The sequence below is a fragment of the Faucicola mancuniensis genome (assembly GCF_046523945.1).
Taxonomy (GTDB): Bacteria; Pseudomonadota; Gammaproteobacteria; order Pseudomonadales; family Moraxellaceae; genus Faucicola; species Faucicola mancuniensis.
Genome location: NZ_CP171363.1, coordinates 1,817,522 through 1,837,236, shown reverse-complemented (window position 1 = coordinate 1,837,236; position 19,715 = coordinate 1,817,522). Strand labels below are relative to the sequence as shown.

General features: G+C 40.5%; 19 protein-coding genes. 12 read left to right on the top strand and 7 right to left on the bottom strand.

Features of this window, described 5'->3' with window-relative positions:
• The first annotated feature begins 3 nt into the window (after positions 1 to 3).
• The 8 genes from mnmG (at position 4) to ACGTJS_RS09060 (ending at position 9,337) form a co-directional block, all read left to right on the top strand.
• On the top strand, positions 4 to 1,881 hold the full coding sequence (gene mnmG / locus ACGTJS_RS09095) for a tRNA uridine-5-carboxymethylaminomethyl(34) synthesis enzyme MnmG (RefSeq protein WP_410471825.1): 1,878 nt from the start codon (positions 4 to 6) through the stop codon (positions 1,879 to 1,881).
• Positions 1,882 to 1,991: 110 nt separating this feature from the next.
• Positions 1,992 to 3,290 carry a citrate:proton symporter gene (locus ACGTJS_RS09090; RefSeq protein WP_315043041.1) on the top strand — a complete coding sequence of 433 codons (1,299 nt, stop codon included), beginning with the start codon at positions 1,992 to 1,994 and terminating at the stop codon, positions 3,288 to 3,290.
• Between the two features lie 110 nt (positions 3,291 to 3,400).
• Complete coding sequence (locus ACGTJS_RS09085) at positions 3,401 to 4,357, top strand: AEC family transporter (RefSeq protein WP_410471824.1); 957 nt, start codon at positions 3,401 to 3,403, stop codon at positions 4,355 to 4,357.
• Positions 4,358 to 4,855: 498 nt separating this feature from the next.
• Positions 4,856 to 6,235, top strand: a complete 1,380-nt coding sequence (locus tag ACGTJS_RS09080) for a diaminobutyrate--2-oxoglutarate transaminase (RefSeq protein ID WP_410471823.1) — start codon at positions 4,856 to 4,858, stop codon at positions 6,233 to 6,235.
• 129 nt (positions 6,236 to 6,364) lie between these two features.
• The gene (locus ACGTJS_RS09075; protein ID WP_410471822.1) at positions 6,365 to 6,694 is read left to right on the top strand and encodes a hypothetical protein; all 330 of its coding nucleotides are present in this window, start codon (positions 6,365 to 6,367) and stop codon (positions 6,692 to 6,694) included.
• Between the two features lie 2 nt (positions 6,695 to 6,696).
• Positions 6,697 to 6,846, top strand: a complete 150-nt coding sequence (locus ACGTJS_RS09070; RefSeq protein WP_315043049.1) for a transposase — start codon at positions 6,697 to 6,699, stop codon at positions 6,844 to 6,846.
• Between the two features lie 86 nt (positions 6,847 to 6,932).
• A complete protein-coding gene (locus tag ACGTJS_RS09065) occupies positions 6,933 to 8,480 on the top strand; it encodes an aspartate aminotransferase family protein (protein ID WP_315043051.1) in 1,548 nt (515 codons plus the stop codon).
• A gap of 74 nt (positions 8,481 to 8,554) precedes the next feature.
• Positions 8,555 to 9,337: a sulfite exporter TauE/SafE family protein gene (locus tag ACGTJS_RS09060; protein ID WP_315043053.1), complete on the top strand. Its 783-nt coding sequence runs from the start codon at positions 8,555 to 8,557 to the stop codon at positions 9,335 to 9,337.
• A gap of 87 nt (positions 9,338 to 9,424) precedes the next feature.
• Here the strand turns inward: ACGTJS_RS09060 and iscX are convergent, their stop codons facing one another.
• Both iscX and ACGTJS_RS09050 read right to left on the bottom strand, forming a co-directional pair.
• Positions 9,425 to 9,625 (bottom strand): Fe-S cluster assembly protein IscX, encoded by a 201-nt coding sequence (iscX, locus tag ACGTJS_RS09055; protein ID WP_315043055.1) that lies wholly within the window; start codon positions 9,623 to 9,625, stop codon positions 9,425 to 9,427.
• Positions 9,626 to 9,867: 242 nt separating this feature from the next.
• Positions 9,868 to 11,004 carry a vWA domain-containing protein gene (locus tag ACGTJS_RS09050; protein ID WP_410471821.1) on the bottom strand — a complete coding sequence of 379 codons (1,137 nt, stop codon included), beginning with the start codon at positions 11,002 to 11,004 and terminating at the stop codon, positions 9,868 to 9,870.
• A 185-nt stretch (positions 11,005 to 11,189) separates the two neighbouring features.
• Between ACGTJS_RS09050 and ACGTJS_RS09045 the strand changes: the two genes are divergently transcribed.
• Both ACGTJS_RS09045 and ACGTJS_RS09040 read left to right on the top strand, forming a co-directional pair.
• Positions 11,190 to 11,969 (top strand): threonine/serine exporter family protein, encoded by a 780-nt coding sequence (locus ACGTJS_RS09045; RefSeq protein WP_315043059.1) that lies wholly within the window; start codon positions 11,190 to 11,192, stop codon positions 11,967 to 11,969.
• The gene (locus ACGTJS_RS09040) at positions 11,969 to 12,436 is read left to right on the top strand and encodes a threonine/serine exporter family protein (RefSeq protein WP_315043057.1); all 468 of its coding nucleotides are present in this window, start codon (positions 11,969 to 11,971) and stop codon (positions 12,434 to 12,436) included. Before ACGTJS_RS09045 ends, ACGTJS_RS09040 begins: the two co-directional genes overlap by 1 nt.
• Before the next feature lie 29 nt (positions 12,437 to 12,465).
• Here the strand turns inward: ACGTJS_RS09040 and ACGTJS_RS09035 are convergent, their stop codons facing one another.
• Positions 12,466 to 14,088 carry a mechanosensitive ion channel family protein gene (locus tag ACGTJS_RS09035; protein ID WP_410471820.1) on the bottom strand — a complete coding sequence of 541 codons (1,623 nt, stop codon included), beginning with the start codon at positions 14,086 to 14,088 and terminating at the stop codon, positions 12,466 to 12,468.
• A 312-nt stretch (positions 14,089 to 14,400) separates the two neighbouring features.
• Here ACGTJS_RS09035 and ACGTJS_RS09030 point away from each other — a divergent pair, with 312 nt between their 5' ends.
• Together ACGTJS_RS09030 and ACGTJS_RS09025 are read left to right on the top strand one after the other, a co-directional pair.
• Positions 14,401 to 14,838, top strand: coding sequence for an HIT domain-containing protein (locus ACGTJS_RS09030; protein ID WP_315042766.1), 438 nt, complete (start codon positions 14,401 to 14,403; stop codon positions 14,836 to 14,838).
• 23 nt (positions 14,839 to 14,861) lie between these two features.
• Entirely contained in the window at positions 14,862 to 16,214 is a 1,353-nt protein-coding gene (locus tag ACGTJS_RS09025) for an adenylate/guanylate cyclase domain-containing protein (RefSeq protein ID WP_315042764.1), read from the top strand.
• A gap of 39 nt (positions 16,215 to 16,253) precedes the next feature.
• Here the strand turns inward: ACGTJS_RS09025 and fdx are convergent, their stop codons facing one another.
• The 4 genes from fdx to iscA form a co-directional block, all read right to left on the bottom strand.
• The gene (gene fdx, locus ACGTJS_RS09020; protein ID WP_410471819.1) at positions 16,254 to 16,595 is read right to left on the bottom strand and encodes an ISC system 2Fe-2S type ferredoxin; all 342 of its coding nucleotides are present in this window, start codon (positions 16,593 to 16,595) and stop codon (positions 16,254 to 16,256) included.
• Positions 16,596 to 16,743: 148 nt separating this feature from the next.
• Positions 16,744 to 18,672 (bottom strand): Fe-S protein assembly chaperone HscA, encoded by a 1,929-nt coding sequence (hscA, locus tag ACGTJS_RS09015; RefSeq protein ID WP_410471818.1) that lies wholly within the window; start codon positions 18,670 to 18,672, stop codon positions 16,744 to 16,746.
• Positions 18,673 to 18,731: 59 nt separating this feature from the next.
• Positions 18,732 to 19,250, bottom strand: a complete 519-nt coding sequence (gene hscB / locus ACGTJS_RS09010) for a Fe-S protein assembly co-chaperone HscB (protein WP_315042756.1) — start codon at positions 19,248 to 19,250, stop codon at positions 18,732 to 18,734.
• A gap of 76 nt (positions 19,251 to 19,326) precedes the next feature.
• Positions 19,327 to 19,647: an iron-sulfur cluster assembly protein IscA gene (gene iscA, locus ACGTJS_RS09005; protein WP_315042755.1), complete on the bottom strand. Its 321-nt coding sequence runs from the start codon at positions 19,645 to 19,647 to the stop codon at positions 19,327 to 19,329.
• Positions 19,648 to 19,715 lie beyond the last annotated feature (68 nt).

The window sequence follows — 19,715 nt, the reverse complement described above, 5'->3', positions numbered from 1 at the left end:
ATTATGAAATACCCAAAAATTTATGACGTGATTGTGATTGGTGGCGGTCATGCAGGTACAGAGGCAGCTTTGGCGGCAGCTCGCATGGGGCAACAAACGCTACTTTTGACGCACAATATTGAAACGCTTGGGCAAATGTCGTGCAACCCTGCCATTGGCGGTATTGGCAAATCGCACCTTGTGCGTGAAGTGGACGCATTGGGCGGTGTCATGGCGTTGGCGACCGACCACGCAGGCATTCAATTTCGTGTGTTAAACAGCCGAAAAGGGGCGGCAGTGCGCGCGACACGCGCTCAAGCTGACAGAATTTTATACAAAGCCTACATTCGCCATACCCTAGAAAATCAGCCAAATTTGGATATTTTTCAACAAGCTGCCGATGATATTTTGGTGGAAAATGGTAAAGCCGTTGCCGTTGTAACACAAGCAGGGATTGAGTTTTCTTGCGGTGCGGTGGTGCTAACGTCTGGCACATTTTTGGGTGGAACAATTCATATCGGACTACAAAACCACAAAGGCGGACGAGCAGGCGACCCACCGTCCATTCGTCTTGCCGAGCGTTTGCGTGAGTTAAATTTGCCTGTGGGACGACTAAAAACAGGCACACCGCCACGCATTGACGCACGCACGGTAGATTTTAGCAAAATGACCGTGCAAGCTGGCGATACGCCTTTGCCAGTCATGAGTTATATGGGCAATGTTGCTATGCACCCACGCCAAATCAACTGCTACATCACCCACACCAACGAACGAACGCATGACATTATTAGAAGTGGGCTTGACCGCTCACCCATGTATTCTGGGGTGATTGAAGGGGTTGGGCCAAGATATTGTCCGTCTATTGAAGACAAAATTCATCGTTTTGCTGACAAAGACAGCCATCAAATTTTTATTGAGCCAGAAGGCTTGACCACGCATGAACTTTATCCAAATGGCATTTCTACCAGTTTGCCGTTTGACATTCAATTACAACTTGTGCATTCCATGAAAGGGCTTGAAAACGCTCATATTTTACGACCTGGTTACGCCATTGAATACGATTATTTTGACCCACAAGCCTTGCATCCAAGTTTGGAAACCAAAGCGATTGCCAACCTATTTTTTGCAGGGCAAATCAATGGCACAACAGGCTATGAAGAGGCGGCAGCTCAAGGCTTATTGGCAGGTCTAAATGCAGGGCTACGCACGCAAGGCAAAGACGCATGGACGCCACGCCGTGACGAGGCTTATGTGGGCGTGTTGGTGGACGATTTAATCACTAACGGCACAAAAGAGCCGTACCGTATGTTTACAAGCCGTGCCGAATATCGCTTGATGCTGCGTGAAGACAATGCCGACCAACGCTTGACCGAAAAAGGGCGTGAATTGGGGCTAGTTGATGACGCACGCTGGCAAGCCTATAGTGAAAAAATGGAAAAAATCGCCACAGAAACTGAGCGATTAAAGGCTCTTTGGGCAACGCCAAACAATGCACTTGGCAAGGCGTTTATGCAAAATAATCCTGATGAAGTTTTGACCAAAGAAGTAAACAGTTTGGATTTATTAAAACGTCCTAATATTAGTTTTAAGGATATTGCAGTCATTACAAATTCTGAAGTGAGTGATGAAGTGGGCGAGCAGATTGAAATTGGCGTAAAATATGAAGGCTACATCAACCGCCAATCAGACGAGATTGAGCAGATGAAACGTCTTGAAAACACTACTTTGCCTGCCGATTTTGATTATAAATCTGTGTCTGGATTGTCCAATGAAATTGTACAAAAATTGACTCATGTTCGCCCTGCTACGCTGGGACAGGCAAGCCGTATCAGCGGTGTAACCCCTGCAGCGGTGAGTCTATTAGCGATGACGATTAAAAAATTGAAAAAGCTAAAGTCTTGATATTGTTATAAACTTGTGCCAATTTTTCATAAGCTAAAATTATATTGTATTTGTGAATTTTTAATTTTTTATTTATAATGCAGTAATTTTGTTTAGTTTATGGAGAGATTATGCTGACTATTGTTGGGCTTGCCATTATCTTTGTGATTGTGGGCTTGTTATTAACTGAAAAAGTATCACCTGTGATTGCAATGGTGCTTGTGCCATTTATCGGTGCATTGCTGGCAGGATTTGATTTAGCACAGATAAAAGAATTTTATCTTGATGGTACAACATCTGTGATTCAGATTGTTGTTATGTTTGTGTTTGCTATTTTGTTTTTTAGCATTATGGGAGATGCAGGCGTGTTTAAGCCGTTAATTGATGGATTAATTAAGGTTACTCGTGGTAACGTGATTTCGGTTGCTGTGGGTACAGTTTTAATTTCTGTTGTCGCACAGTTAGATGGTGCAGGGGCAACGACATTTTTATTGGTTGTACCTGCGTTATTACCGCTTTATCAACGTCTAAAAATGAACCCTTATATGCTGTTTTTGTTACTTGCAGCAAGTGCAGGTATTACCAATATGTTGCCGTGGGGCGGTCCACTCGCTCGTGTGGCGACTGTGTTGTCAGCTGATGTGGAAGTGATTTATCGTCCGCTTATTATGGTGCAAATTATCGGTATTACTTTAACCATTATTATGGCGGTGATTTTGGGTATGCGTGAAAAACGCCGTATTATTGCCGAGCATGGTGCATTGGTATCAGGTGCAGAAGCCAATCATGTTGCAGAAAATGCCGATGAAAAACCGCTTAATCCAAAACTATTTTGGGCAAACGTTGCTATCTTTATCGCAGCGATGATTGTATTGTTTGCTAATTTATTGCCACCTGCGTTTGTCTTTATGCTTGGTACTTCGGTTGCGTTGCTTGTCAATTATCGTACACCAAAAGAGCAAATCGCTTGTATCAATGCCAATGCTGGTGGTGCGATTATGATGGCAACCATTATTTTGGCAGCAGGGACATTCTTGGGTACGCTTAAAGGGGCGGGAATGTTGGATTCTATCTCAAAAGATTTGGTCAGCATTTTGCCACAAGCCTTATTGCCAAACTTGCATTATGTTACAGGATTTTTTGGCGTACCGTTAGAGCTTGTGTTATCAACGGATGCGTATTATTTTGGCTTATTCCCTGTTGTTGAGCAGATTACCACGGATGTAGGCGTTGAACCTGCAAAATCTGGCTATGCGGTGATGATAGGTAGTATTGTTGGTACGTTTGTTTCACCATTTTCGCCTGCATTATGGATGGGTCTAGGGCTTGCTAATCTGTCAATGGGTAAGCATATTCGTTATTCATTCTTTTGGATTTGGGGATTGTCGCTTGCGATTATGTTCTGTTCGTGGGTGATTGGGGTGATTTAACCTTAACCTAATTCAATTAATAGATTTGTATGAAAACTTTGGCTTTAAAATTGTATCTGTGCTTAATGATAATGAAATGAAAACCCTATACCAAGTAATTTAGGACTAATATGCTTTCCGCTTTACTTTTTGCTTTTAACATCACCATGCCAAACTTACTACTGATGGCATTGGGCGTGTTTATGCAAAAACGCCAAGTCGTAAACGATAATTTTGTCAATACCGCATCGCACATTGTTTTTAATTACAGTTTGCCGTGCTTACTATTTTTTAGTGTGCTAAAAAGTGAAATTAATATTTCTGAACAAATAAACTTGCTCGGAACAGGTTTTTTAGTAACGTTTTTACTGTATTTTTTGGCAGAACTTTACGCTTACTTTTTTGTAAAAGACATTAAAGACAAAGGCGTATTTGTGCAAGCGATTTTTCGCAGTAACATGGCGATTATCGGCTTGGCAACCGTTGTCAATGCTTATGGCGAAATGGGCATGAGCATGGGGGCTGTGTATATGGGCGTGATTACCATTTTATACAATGTGTTATCCGTCATTTGCTTAAGCCGAACCGATACCAAAAGCACAGGTTTTCAACAAAAAGCCGTTGGCATGACAACCAAAATGGCAAAAAATCCACTGATTATCGCCCTTGTATCAGCGTTTGCCTATAAATTTTTAGGTTTGCCGATGTTGCCAGAATTTATCACCAAAACAGGGCAACTTGTCGGTGCGGTTGCCTTGCCACTTGCTCTGATTTGTGCAGGAGCGAGCATGGATTTAAAAACCATGTTTCAGCTGTCTGGCGTATCCATGCAAGCGAGCATTGGGCGGATTTTGTTTGCACCGCTTATCGCTGTGGCGTTTGGCATGGCGTTCGCTTTAACGCCTGTACAGTTTGGCGTGCTATTTATCATGGTGGCAAGTCCTGTCGCGGCCGCAAGTTATGTGATGGCAAAAGCAATGGGCGGAAACGACATTTTAGCCGCCAATATTTTGGCATTTACTACCGTTTTTAGTATGGTTGGCATGGGCGTGGGTATAGCGGTTTTGCGGACAGTCGGTTTGGTTTGATGGTTTTTTGGTAATTTTGTTCAAAACCCTTTGTTAATTTTTCCATTTATACTTAAAATAATACCGATTATCTCATAGTTGCCAATATGATAAAAAAATGATAGCTTTTTTCAAAAAAAAGCGTATCATACGCCCCTGTTAGTGAGGTTTTGTTTTTCCATAAAGTTTTATCAACAAAACCAATTAACCAAATTTTAAACAAACAAATTTAATTTGTCATGTCATTATTATTTCATATTGATGTGATAAATTTCAAAAAAGGTTTTAAGATACTAAATTTTAGACAAAAAAGTGATAGCAAGTTTGCTGTTTTATTAAAAACAGATAACCCAATATCGGGCTTATTATCTAGAATAAGCTTGTCTGCCATTTTTATTTAAGCAATTGATTTTTCTTAAATAAATCTTAGAACCTATGCGATTGTATAGGTTTTTTTTCGCCAATCAAAACTTAAGTTTTGGTTTTTTCTTCCGCCTTTATCTGAGATGGTAATCTGATATGAGCAAAACGCATTTACACATTGCAACCCCTGTTAATCCTATCCAAAATGCAACCAACGACTACTATTTGACACGTCAAAATGAGATGGAGTCAAATGTGCGTAGCTATCCACGCAAACTGCCCCTAGCCATTGCCAAAGCAAACGGCATTTGGGTAACAGACGTGGAAGGCAATGACTACCTTGACTGCCTAGCAGGTGCGGGTACGTTGGCGTTGGGGCATAATCACCCTGCAGTCAAACAAGCCTTGTATGACGTGCTAGACAGTGGGTTGCCACTGCATACCCTTGACATCACAACCCCTGTGAAAGATGCGTTTACCGAGTTGTTGTTATCATTTTTTCCAAAAGATTTTGTGTTGCAGTTTTGTGGCCCAACAGGAGCTGACGGCACAGAAGCAGCCATTAAACTTGCCAAAACTTATACAGGTCGTGATAATGTGATTGCGTTTAGCGGTGGTTATCATGGTATGACGCACGGTGCATTAGCGATGACGGGCAATTTATCGGCAAAAGAAAAAGTCGGTAACTTAATGCCGGGTGTACAGTTTATGCCATATCCGCACGAATATCGCTGTCCGCTAGGACTTGGCGGTGAAGCGGGCGTGGACGCTTTGACTTATTATTTTGAAAACTTTATTGAAGATGTGGAAAGTGGCGTGGTTAAACCTGCTGCGGTGATTTTGGAAGCCATTCAAGGCGAAGGCGGTGTCGTCCCTGCCCCTGCTAAATGGTTACAAAAAATTCGTGAAGTGACCGCCAAACACGACATCGTGTTAATCATTGATGAAGTGCAAGCAGGCTTTGCTCGTTCTGGCAAAATGTTCGCCTTTGAACATGCTGGCATTGTGCCTGACATGGTCGTCATGAGTAAAGCGGTGGGCGGTGGCTTGCCACTGTGCGTACTTGCGATTAACAAAAAATTTGATGCATGGTTGCCAGCGGGTCATACAGGCACGTTTCGTGGTAATCAGCTTGCGATGGCGGCGGCAATTCAAGTGATTGATGAAATCCGTACCAAAGATTTGGCAAAAAATGCCGAAGAGCGTGGGGAGTATTTGCGTAGCGAAATCAAGAAATTTGCTGAAGAATATCCATGTATCGGTCATGTGCGTGGTCGTGGCTTAATGAACGGCATTGAAATTGTGGACGAGCGTAAACCTGCCGACCGTATGGGTTCATATCCTGCTGACAGCGAGCTTTCGGCGGCGATTCAAACCGCTTGTTTTAACAACAAATTATTGCTTGAAAAAGGCGGGCGTGGCGGTACGGTAATTCGTCTGCTTTGCCCTATCACCATCACTGCTGATGAGTGCGATGCGGTGCTAGAACGCTTTAAAAAAGCAGTCAAAGAAGCCGTTCAAAAAGTGCGTGGTTGATTGATTTTTTGATAATGATAAAGGGTGTGTTTGTCATGCCTTTTATCATAATTGGCTTTGTAGGGGCGTATTGCATACGCCCTTTACTTCATGAATAATACCAAACGCAATAAACTTGGTTTTTCTAATATGTCTTACACCCCATTAATTCATCATCGCCAAAGCATTCGTTTAAAAGGGTTTGATTATTCATCGGTTGGTTATTATTTTATCACCATTTGTTGTTTTGAAAGATTGCCGTTTTTTGGCAATATTATAAATGGTCAAATGTTGTTAAATGAAAATGGCTTAATCGCTCAAAATGAATGGTTAAATACCATAAATAAACGGCAAAATGTTGAACTTGATGCGTTTGTCATTATACCAAATCACATACACGGCATTATTCATATTAAAAATCGTTTACAAAATTCAATTAAAAAGCGTCTTTACAATCGCCAAGCCAAACCATTGGGGTGATTGTGCGTGGATATAAGTCAGCCGTTAGCAGTCAATTAAAAGATAAAATTGGGCAAACGGTTTGGCAACGCAATTATTATGAACACATCATTAGAGATGAAAAAGCCTATCAAATGATTGTGGAATATATCGCAAACAACCCTTTAACATGACAAGAAGATTGTTTTAATTGTTAAAAATTCTTAATAGGGCGTATGCAATACGCCCCTACAGGTTCAAATTTTAAGGATAAATGAAAATGTCAAACCTTCAAAAACACCGCCAAGCCCTATTTTGTAACGACAGCAATTCCATTGCCGATTATGAACAAGGCATGAATCAAGCAGTCAAAGCCGTAAGCGAATGGCTTAAAAATGAAAAAATGTACACAGGTGGTAGCATTAACGAGCTAAGAAAAGCTATTGCTTTTAACCCAAGCAAAGACGGCTTAGGCTTGGAAAATGCGGTCAATCGTGCGGTCGAGATTTTTTTAAATAAAAGCCTAAAAGTTCACCACCCACACTCGCTTGCCCATTTGCATTGCCCAACGATGGTAACGAGCCAAATCGCCGAAGTGCTGATTAACGCCACCAATCAATCAATGGATTCTTGGGACCAAAGCCCTGCAGGGTCATTGATGGAAGTGCAACTCATCAACTGGTTACGCCAAAAAGTCGGTTTTGGCACAGGTCAAGCGGGCGTGTTTACTTCAGGCGGTACGCAGTCAAATTTGATGGGCGTTTTGTTAGCTCGTGATTGGTGCATTGCCAAAAATTACAAAGATGAAAACGGCAAAGAATGGTCGGTTCAGCGTGATGGCATTCCTGCCGATGCGATGAAAAAAGTCAAAGTATTATGTTCGGAAAATGCCCATTTTAGTGTGCAAAAAAATATGGCGATGATGGGTATGGGCTTTCAGTCGGTGGTGGCTGTGCCGTGCAATGACAACGCCCAAATGGACACAAACGCCTTGCAAAAAGTGATTGACGACTTGCAAGCAGATGGCAATATCGTGGCGTGCGTGGTGGCAACGGCTGGTACAACGGACGCAGGGGCGATTGACGACATCAAAGCCATTCGCAAAATCGCAGACGCTTGCGGTGCGTGGCTACACATTGATGCGGCGTGGGGCGGTGCGTTGATTTTGTCCAACAATTATCGCCAAATGCTTGATGGCATTGAGCTTGCTGACTCGATTACGCTAGATTTCCACAAGCATTATTTCCAAAGCATTTCTTGCGGTGCGTTCTTGCTAAAAGATGAGAAAAATTATCGCTTTATGCACTATGAGGCGGAATATCTTAACTCGGCTTATGATGAAGAACACGGCGTGCCGAACTTGGTGTCAAAATCTCTGCAAACCACTCGCCGATTTGACGCATTAAAACTGTGGCTGACGGTGGAGGCGTTGGGCGAGGATTTGTACGGCTCAATGATTGACCATGGTGTGGATTTGACTCGTGAAGTGTCGGATTACATCAAGGCGACAGACGGTATTGAAATGCTGATAGAGCCGCAATTTGCGTCCGTGTTATTCCGTGTGTGTCCAAAAGATTATCCTGTTGAATTAATTGATAATTTAAATCAAAACGTGGCGGACGAGTTGTTTGCTCGTGGCGAGGCGAATATTGGCGTAACTCGTGTGAACAGTCCAAAATATGGCGATGTGCAGTCATTAAAAATGACCACCTTAAGCCCAATCGCTACGCTTGAAAATGTGAAAGCCTTGTTAAATCAAGTGATGAGTGAGGCAGAGCGTATTAAAGACGATATTAAGAATGGCACTTATACACCACCGATTGATTGATTTTTGAGTTTGACAACAAAAAAGCTACTTACCCTTAAGTGGCTTTTTTTAACATTTTTTTAAAAAAGGTAAAAATGCAAAATTTTGGTATAAATTCGTTTGACAGTAATGATTGGATTATCATTATTTGCTTTGTACTTGGGGCGTTGTTGCACGGCATTACAGGCTTTGGCTATCCGATTGTCGGAACGGCGATTATTGCCAGTTTCTATCCGCTAAAAGTGGCGGTGGCTATGGTGGTCGTGCCTTGTATCGTGTTGAATTTGTTGATGTTACGCACAGGCGGTACGATTTTTGGCAATATTGTTAAATATGGTAAACAGTATTTTTGGTTATTTTTGACAAGTTTTGTCGGTGGATTGCTCGGTGTTAAACTTTTGTTAATTATTCCTGAAGGTTGGCTAAAGATTTTTTTGGGTATTACCTTGCTTTTTTATGTTTATACGCAATACACAAAATACCGCATTACTTTTAAAAAAGACAACAAAACCATGGCGATTTTTGGCTTGGTGGCAGGGATTGTCGGTGGTGCGACCAATGCGATTGTGGCGTTTTTGATGATTTATTTACTCGGCACTGACCGTAGCAAGCATGAAATGGTGATTGTGAATAATATCAGTATTTTGATTACCAAGCTCATTCAGATTGTGATGTTGTTGCCTGTGATGATGAAGTTTGAGCAAAAACAAATGTGGTTACTTGGTTTGGTGATTTTTATTTCGTTGTTTTTTGTGTATATTGGTTCGCACATTCGCAATCGTCTTTCCCAAGAAATTTTTAATCATGCGGTGGCTATGATGTTGTTATTGTTAGGTTTTTATGCGTTATGGCAAGGTAGTAGCGTGGTTTTTGGATAAATTTTTTGATAAGTTTTGTATTAGGTTTTTATCAAATAAAAACCCTTTAGCAACGACTACAAAAGGGTTTTTACCAACATATTTTAACTAATCCATTTCATCTAGCCACGCCATTTGAATGGCTTCCAAAATTTTTTCGTTAGACTTGTTGGGGTCATCAACAAACTCATCAAGTTCGGTAACATAGCGGTGCAAATCGGTAAAACGGATATATTGCACATCTTCATTGGGATATTTTTCTGCCAACGCAATCGCAATATCCAGCGTATTTGACCATTTTAATGACATAATTGTTCCTTTATTTGTTTGCATAAATGCCTATTTTAGCATAAATTTGACAAACATTTTGCCAAATTTATGCAACCATTTTTTACAAGGTTTATTCTTTTTCAGCTTTTACAGGCTCTAATTCCCCTGCCAATTCCGCCAATTTAACAAATTCAGCACGAATGCCGTTATCATCTTTACCGATATTTTCTTTGGCAAACGTTTGACTATTTTTTAAATTACCAATTATCTATATATTTACTTTAACTTAACAATTCACCAAACCCTACCACTGCCATCGCAAATTGTAAATCCAAGCTTGGTTTACTCATCGTTTTGCCAATTGGCACAGACACAAGCTGTGAAGTGTCGCCATTTGGAGCTTTGTAGCGGATTTTTAAAAATCCTAACTCATTGTTTTTATTATCATTATTAGCTTTGGTATTAGATTGATAACGGCTCTCATCAAGCCAGCCTTTTTGCCCAACAGGGGTAATCTCAAACAACGCCACCACCGATTTGCCCGCCCCCAATTTACCTGCGTCCACCTTGTCATTGTTAAAATCTTCGGTGGCAAGCACTCGGTTTTCATAGCCAATCAGTCGCCATTCTTTGACGGTATTTGGGTTAAATCCCACTTGCACTTTGACATCTTTGGCAACGGTGTTAAAAGTCGCTCTCATCTCATCAATCAAGACTTTTTTTGCCTCGCTTAAGTTATCAATATAGCTGTAATTGCCGTTGTCCGCCACTTGCTCCATCATGTAGTCGTTGTAATTGCCCTGCCCAAAACCAAACGTGGACAGCGACACACCGCCATTACGCCCACGGCGAATAATGTCAAGCATTTCATCAACGTCCGACACACCCACATTAAAATCGCCATCGGTCATCATCAAAATGCGGTTAATGCCGTATTTTTTGAAGTTTTCACGGGCTTGGGCATAGGCAAGTTTTATTGCCGCCTCTCCGTTGGTTGAGCCTTCGACAGCAAGTTTATTAATGGCGGATAAAATTTTGCTCGTTTGGTCGCCTGATGTCGCAGGTAGCACCACTTCGGTGTTGCCCGCATAAGTGATAAGGCTAATGGTGTCTTGCTTGCGAAGTTGTTTGGCGAGCATGGCAAGCGATGATTTGGCAAGTTCCAACTTGTCGCTGTCGTTCATTGAACCTGACACATCAACCAAAAATACCAGATTGGCAGGCGGTAAGTCTTTGTTTTCGCTCACCGTATCGGTGGCTTTGATGGCAACTTTGATGATTTGATTGGTCGGTTTCCAAGGCGATTGTACCGTTTCGGTACTGATTAAATGGTAAAAATTGGCAAAAATGTTTATAACAACTGTCTTATCATAAAATAAATTTTGAATAATAACGAGCGTGTTTACAAAATTTAACAAGACAAAAATTTGGTGCTTTTTTTGGTTATTTTTTGTCAATTTGGTGGTAAAATAACGCAACAAAATTTTGCGATTTTTGACTTATGGATAAGATTTTTGATGATGCGTTAGCACCTTTAGACCCTTTAACCCCAAAGCCTTTTGTCAAACAAAACGATGAAAAACCGATTCGCCGTTTGCCGTTTATGACTTATGAAGACCAGCAACGTATCACTCGGCTGTGCGTGCGGTGTGGGCTGTTGTTAATGCAATATGGGGCGGAGTCTACCACGATTGTGGATTTGTGCAAGCGACTTGGGCTGTCGCTTGGGGCTGGTAGTGTGGAGTGCAGTTTGGCATTTAATGGCATTACCGTCACGACCATTTATAACAATCGCTGTATCACCACGTTGCGAGCGTCCACGACCCATGTTATCAATGTGAATATCATTGTGCAGATTCAACGGATTATTTTGGATTTGGAAAAAATGAATGCGTCTGAAGCCCTAGAACACGCCAGTGAACGCTTTGATGAGTTGGATAGAAGTTCCTATCCGTTTTGGTTGGTGGCGGTGATGGTGGGTGTGGCGTGTGCATGTTTTGCCCATTTGGCAGGCGGTGATGTGCTGGTAGTGTCTTTGACATTTTTGGCGGGTATGTGCGGGCAGTTGGTGCGGTATTATATGACCAAACTTTTTTTTAATCCTTTTGTGGTGACGGGTTGTACTGCTTTTTGTGCGTCTGTGATTAGCAGTTTGGGGCTGTTGGTCGGTTTTGGCAATGACCCACACATTGCGATTGCGTCCAGCATTTTGTTACTTGTGCCAAGTTTTCCTTTGATAAATTCATTTTCGGATATGTTAAAAGGTTATATGAATATGGGGATTGGTCGGTTTATGTTTGTGATTATTTTGACATTATCGGCAGGAATCGGCATTAGTTTGGCATTGTTATTATTACAAATTCGCCAATGGGGAATTTCCTAATGGATATCCATGTGTTAAAACTGTTAGAAGCGGTATTTTACGCATCGCTCATGACGTTGGGCTGGAGCTTGATGGTAAATGTGCCAAAAATGCACCTGTGGAAATGTATCGTCATTACCATTGTTGGCTTTGGCTCTCGCAATCTGTGGCTACAACTTGGCATGAATATGATAAGTGCCAGTTTTGTGTCTGCCATGATGATGGCGTTTTTGGCGGTGTATTTTGCCAAACGCTATTTGGTTACGCCAAAGGCGGTGCTTGTCCCTGCCATGCTGTGCATGATGCCCGGTGTGCCTGCGTACAAGGCGATGTTAAGCCTTGTACAGCTCGGCATTGACGGCTACAATCCTGTGCTATTTTCACAAATGATGGATTATGCGTTAAACGCTTTTTTTACCACTTTGGCGTTGGTGTTTGGGCTGTCGTTACCGTCCACCATCGTATATAGAAAAGAGCCGATTTTGTAAGAACCTGTATCAAAGCTAGAAAAAACCCATTAACTATCCAATTTTTGCGTTTCAAGTTGTTGTAAGTCTTGCTGATTTTCCACTTTGATTTGACTGGTTGGCAAGGCATTTTTCAGCCCAACTTCATTCATAATTTCGGCAATACGAATAATCATACTGGTTTGTTTTTCATAAAATTCCATCACACCTTTGACTTCAAAATAAGTTCGCACTTCAATAATATACGCATCTTGCTGAGTGGCTGATATGCGTACTTGATTCCAATTACTGTTGGTATTTGGGTGATTAACGATATAAATTTGCACTTCTTCAATAAATTCACGCAATTTATCAGCATCGCTGTCCCTTGAAATATAAAACAATTGATTAAAATGAAACATATCTCGTTTGGTATAATTTTCAATACTCATAGACGAAAAACTACCGTTTGGAATGGTTACAAGCGTGCGGTCTAAGGTGCGTAAACGTGTAGAACGAATGCCGATATCTTCCACCGTGCCTTCTTGACTGCCAAACACACAATAATCACCCACACTGACAGGTTGGTCTGCGACCAAAGACACACTACCGACCAAGTTTTCAATGGTTTTTTGTGCACCCAATGCCAATGCCAAACCACCAATCCCCAATGCCGTCAAACCTGTTGTCAAATCAAAGCCCAAATTACCCAAAATGACAATGGTTGCCAAAATTAACAACAAGGCTTTTATCACTTTTCGCATCAAATTTAGCACGGACAAGCGTTCTGGGTGATTGTTTTCACTGGCATAACGCTCCAGCGGTGTAAAAATAATGTCCAAAATTCGCAAAAACAACCAAACCGATGCCACCCATGACAAAATCTCTGCCATACGTTCTACAACATTTCGCACCACCAAATTAATACCGACAACCAGCATTAACTCTTGAATGATAATCCCTGTAAAAATCATCGCCATCGGCACAATCACACGCTTATCAATCGGAATGCTACGCACAGTCCCATCGTCCAACTTTTTGCGGTGCGTCGCTTGATAAACCACACGAAACAACGCATACAACACCCAACTAATCATCACCGACAACAAATAAGTGATAACAAATACCACAATCACTGCCAAAATATGCCCAATGCTATAGCCTTTGATTTCTTGATTCACCAAATCTTCTGGCACATATTTTTCAACAAAAGTTGGCTGTAATGAACTTTCTACTTGTTGCAATGCCGTTAATGTGCGACTCGATACCAACCAAACTTGCGTACCATCGGACAATTTTACCCGTTCAACCAAAATATCGGCTTTTTTATTGGTACTTGCAGGATTGCTTAGGCTAAATTCGCCCACTTTATCCAAGGTAGGGGCAAGTTTATCATTAAGATTACCCGAAGGCTCATTGCTAATTTGCAACTCATTGGCAATTCGTCCACCTGTGTCAAGGGCAGTTTTGATTTCACCCACCACTTTCTCTGCATTTTTTTTACTTTTTAAATCCAAATAATTGCTTGCCAATTCGCTGTCATTTTGTGCCAAAGCTTTTAACAAACCTTGCACAGTCCCCCTTGGTGTATCACGCCCAAAAGTATCCTGCATACTGGTATCCGCAGGGGCAGAAGCTGCCGTATCTGCAACAGCAACTGACGGCATCACACCACCCAAAAACATCGTCATCATCAACGATACAGCCACAAAAAAACGAATAATTGGTTTTATGAAAAAAAACTGCACAACAACCTCAGAAAAAACAAAAATAATCGGCTATTGTAACCAAATATTTTTTTGATGAATAGTTGCAAATTGTGAGAAGTTTTACCAAATCGTAACCAAAATTTGTCAAATTTTTTGTAAAAAAAGACAAAATATGGGCGAAAAATTTGTATTTTCATCGGTTTTTTGCTATAAAATTTAATTTGAAAATGCTAAAATAGCAACCGATTATATTTTTAAAAACATTTCATAACAAAACACAAAAAATATTGAGAGATTATGTTTAATTTACACCCACAACTTGCCAAAGATACCTTTTTGGTTGGCGAATTTCCGCTTTCAACGTGTCGTTTGATGAATGATTGCCAATTTCCTTGGCTGATTTTAGTACCACGAGTTGCAGGGGCAAAAGAGTTGTATGAACTTAGCCCAAGCGACCAAGCCCAGTTTTTGCGTGAATCTAGCTGGTTATCTAGCCAGCTTGCTAAAACGTTTCAAGCGGACAAAATGAATATTGCAGCGTTGGGCAATCAAGTGCCACAGTTGCATTTTCATCATATTGTACGTTATCAAAATGATGTAGCTTGGCCAAATCCTGTGTGGGGCAGACCTGCTATCCCCTACACCCCACAAGTGTTGAGCCATATGCAGCAGACCTTGATGATGGCGCTGCGTGGGCATCGTGATATGCCATTTGACTGGAAAATGTCCGTTTAAAACCTAAATTTTGGTGTACACATGTGACTTTATCTATTCCAAATTTTTTGACAGCATTACGCAAGATTCGTTATCCTGAGCTAGTTTTGTTACTAGCTTTGTCTAGTTATTTTGCGAGCTTATCTTTAAATAAAGTACATTTGTTTGGTTTTATTGGACTGACTATTTTTAGCTTAATTTTGTTTGTTATTTCAACCATCAAAAGTCGCAATATTATTTTTGATACGCTCAGTTTGTTGGCGATGGCAGTTTGTCTAGGGTTGCTTCAATTTTACAACTATATGCCATCTGCTTACTTGTGGTTGATGTTTTGCTATCGCTTATTTTTAATTAACAAAAAATTTATATTACCATTATTTATTGCTTCGGTTGCCTTGATTGGGTTTATTCTTTTAAGTTTGTACAATCAAGATTTTTTAATGGTATTATCAACAGATGAACGCAAAATCGCAGATAATATTGCCGTTTCTTTTACTACTTTAGCAATTTTTCAACAAATGTGGTATTTGATTAATCGCATTCAAAGCTACAAAAATAAGTTTGTTGAGCAAAATTCCCGTTTAACAACTTTTGTCAGTGTTACGAACAAATTAACCAGATTTTTACCACCACAAGTTTGGCAACCTATTGTTAAAACAAACTCAACTGTACAAGTTATCAATCAACGTAGAAAATTAACGATTTTTTTCTCGGACATTGTTGGTTTTACCGAATTATCTGATAAAATTAGCCCAGACCATTTAGCAAATATTCTCAATACGTATTTTGATAGCATGACAAAAATCACCAAAAAATACGGTGCAACACTGGATAAATTTATTGGTGATGGCTTATTATGCTTTTTTGGCGATGAAGCCAATAGTAATGAACGCAATGATGCATTACGCTGTATTGCGATGGCGATTGAAATGCGAAGAGAAATGCAAGTTTTGCGTCAGCAGTGGCGATTACTTGGTTTTGATGGGCTACAAATAAGAATGGGGATTAATACAGGTTATTGCTATGTCGGCAATTTTGGTAGTAGCAATCGTATGACTTATACGCTTATCGGCAAAGAAGCCAATTTTGCATCACGCCTTGAATCTGCTGCTAAACCGAATCAGATTTTGATTAGCGAAAGCACATATAATCTAATTTCGCACAAACATACCTGTCGTATGGTCGGACAAGTACGACTAAAAGGCTTACAGCAAGTCGCCAATGTTTGGGAAGTGCTAGACCCACAACAAGGCGATAACAATGATAAATGGGTGGATTATCAGTTAGATGGTTTTAACTTGCATTTGAACTTTAATGATATTCGTAACTATGATAAACGCACGATTATTAATCATCTGAACCACGCCTTAGATTTGGTGGACAAAAAGATGGACTAAATAAAATTTAGCCCAAATTAAATATCATATTAAAATAAATTAATGATTGCCTTCTGACGCATGGTTTAACGTGTATTTTGGAATTTCAATCACCAAATCCTCATCTTCTACCGCCACTTGACATGACAAGCGAGAATCCGCTTCAAGCCCCCAAGCTCGGTCTAACAAATCCGCTTCAATATCGTCCATTTCTTCAAGACTGTTAAACCCTTTACGCACAACGACATGGCAAGTCGTGCAGGCTTTTGAACAGTCGCAAGCGTGTTCTATTTTCACGCCTTTTTCTAATAAACCTTTACACAGATTATCACCTGTGGCAAGTTCAACTTCTACACCGTTTGGGCAAATTTCATGATGAGGTAAAATGGTAATTTTTGGCATAGCTACTCCAATAATGGTTGGCTTTTTTAATTTTTATGTGTAATTTCTTAAATTTTTGTTGTTCACGCAGACGGTTTAAATGTGGGATTTGCTTGGCTGTTGTTGCATTGGAAAAATCATATTCATTTTTCATATAGCACAAAATACCTTACGATTGCCATTGTTCAGTTGTTGTGCCTGTCATAGTTTGGCTAACCGCTTGGTTCATGATAACGCTGGCAAATTCATCGCTATACACTTTTAAATCCGCCACCGCTTTATCAAGCGTGGTTTTATCATGAATTTCAATCGCTTGTTGTACGTTTTGCATAGCATTGGTTAATTGCTCTTGTTCAGTTTTACTTAACAATTGCCCAAATTCTACCAAAGCCGACTCAATCGCCAACAATTCACGTTTTGCTTCTACTTCCGCTTCTATCAAACTGCGGTTATCTTTATCAAGCTGTGCATTGTCAAATCCTGCTTGTAGCAGTTTTTCTTGTTCCGCATCAGACAAGCCATAAGACGGTTTAACTTGAATTTCGCTGTGTTTTTGCGTGGTTAATTCTTGAGCGGTAACGGTTAATTGCCCATTCGCATCAATGGCAAACGTAACTTCAATTCTTGCTAAACCTGCCTTCATCGCAGGAATATCCGTCAATTTAAATTGACCCAATGAACGATTGTCCGCCACCGTATCACGCTCGCCTTGCACCACATGGATAATCATGGCGTTTTGGTAATCCTGATAAGTAGTAAACACTTGTTTGCGTTTAACAGGAATTGGCGTGTTACGTGGAATGATGACTTCCGTTAATCCGCCCATCGTTTCAAGCCCCAACGATAAAGGCGTAACGTCTAACAATAAAATCTGATTTTGTGATTCACTAATCAGTTGGTCAGCGTATTTGCTCGCCCCCAATGCCACGACTTCGTCAGGATTGATACGGCAAAGCGGATTTTTGTCAAAGGTTTTGGCAACCAATTGTTGAATAACAGGCATACGAGTTGAACCACCAACTAGTACAACTTCATGCAAATCGGCTTTAGTTAAATTGGCATCTCTTAACACTTGTTCGCAAACAGACAAGGTTCTATCGGTAACAGGTTTAATCACGTCAGCGATAATCTGATTATTAAGCTCACCTTGATAATTTACACCATTTATATTAATATCAACCGTTACGCTGTCATTATCTGTCAATTTTTGTTTATATTGACGAGCTTGCAAATTAAGCTGTTGTTTTTGTTGATTATCAACATTTTTTGGGTCAATGCCTGTTTGTTTTATCAAATAATTGGCAATCAATCGGTCAATATCATCACCGCCTAACGCACTGTTTCCGCCTGTTGCCATGACTTCGTACACGCCTTGATTGAGTTTTAACAAGGACACGTCAAACGTACCACCGCCCAAATCATAAATGAGATGATATTCTTGGTCGCTGTGCCGATTTAATCCATACGCCATTGCATCCGCAGTCGGTTCGTTCAGTAGACGAATAACGTTTAAACCAATTAAATTAGCGGCATCTTTGGTGGCTTGGCGTTGGGCTTCATCAAAATACGCAGGTACGGTAATCACCGCCCCAACAATGCTATTTTCAGGCAAGGCCAATTTTGCACGGTCGTAAAGGTGCTTTAGGATAATTGCCGAAATTTCCACAGGGTTTTTCGCCCCTTGTGGCGTGGCAATGCTCGGCATGACATTGTCATCACCGACCAATTGATAAGGGTGGTTAAATTTAATATCTTGACGGCTACGACCCATAAAGCGTTTTACCGAACGCACGGTAAATTGTGGAAATTTGTCCGCCATTGCTTCGGCATGACTGCCGACTAATGTCTCATCTTCGCCTTGTTCATTTTTGCCAAAATACACCACAGATGGCAATAATTTTTGACAATCAACGCCTGTTTTGCCGTTTTCGGTTTTACCTGTTTGACATTCGCTGACTTTATCGCCAATGACTTGCGGTTCACCAGAGCGGACGACAGCGACTAGCGAGCGAGTTGTACCTAAATCAATGCCTAGAGCATAGCGGTGGGCGTGCGGTTTAGCACTTTGGTTGGGTTCGGCGATTTGTAATAACGACATAAAAAATCAAAAGTCCTATTTTAAGGATAATTAAAAAATATTATACAAAAAATTAAAAATCAAACGTATAAATCATCATCATTTTGTGAATTGGCTAATTCATCAACTTTTTTGGCAAGGTCTTTATCAATTTTTACCAAAAATTTTAATTTTTGTGCAAAATCAATCGCTTGTGTCCAGTTTTGTTGTTGATAGGCTTGATTAAATTGGGCGGATAATTCATCAAGCCATGTTTGCAAACGAGGTTTTAAAGCCGTTAAACCAACATTATCCGCTTCATCAAGCTCAATGCGAAAATCCATCGCCTTATCCAAAAAATCCAAATCACGGATAGATTGGCTTAAATTATCCGCCTGTCCATCAAGCTCAAGCAAATGGCTCGCTCGGCTGTCTGGGTATTTTAGGGTTTGATAGGCTTGGTTAATGACTGCCGACATTTTTTCAGCGTGTTTTTTGCTTTCGTTATCAGATTGATTATCTGGATGGTGCTGACTTTGTAGCTGTCGCAGTTGTTGTTCTAACTTATTGTTATCAATGGTAAAAGCGACAGGTAATTGAAATAATTCAAAAAAATTCATGGTTTTGTTTAGCTTATTTGTATTTTTTTATCAAACATTGGGCGTATTTAATACGCCCCTACTAATAAATCATTAATTAAACGGTAAACGATTCACCGCAACCACATTCGCCTTTTTGGTTTGGATTGGTAAATTTAAAGCCTTCGTTTAAGCCTTCTTTCACATAATCCATTTGCAAACCGTTTAAATAAACCATGCTTTTTGGGTCAACGAACAATGATACGCCATGACTTTCAAAACGTTGGTCGTTTGGGTCTGGGTCATCAACAAATTCTAACACATACGCCAATCCAGAACAGCCCGCCGTACGCACGCCGACACGAATGCCTTCGCCATGCCCACGATTTTGTAAAAAGTTGCGAACATAGTCGCCTGCTCTGTCGGTTAGTTCAATCATGTTAGACTCCGTTGTTTATTTATTAATTTTAAGTAAAAAGATAATTCAAATATCTTTGGTGGGTTACG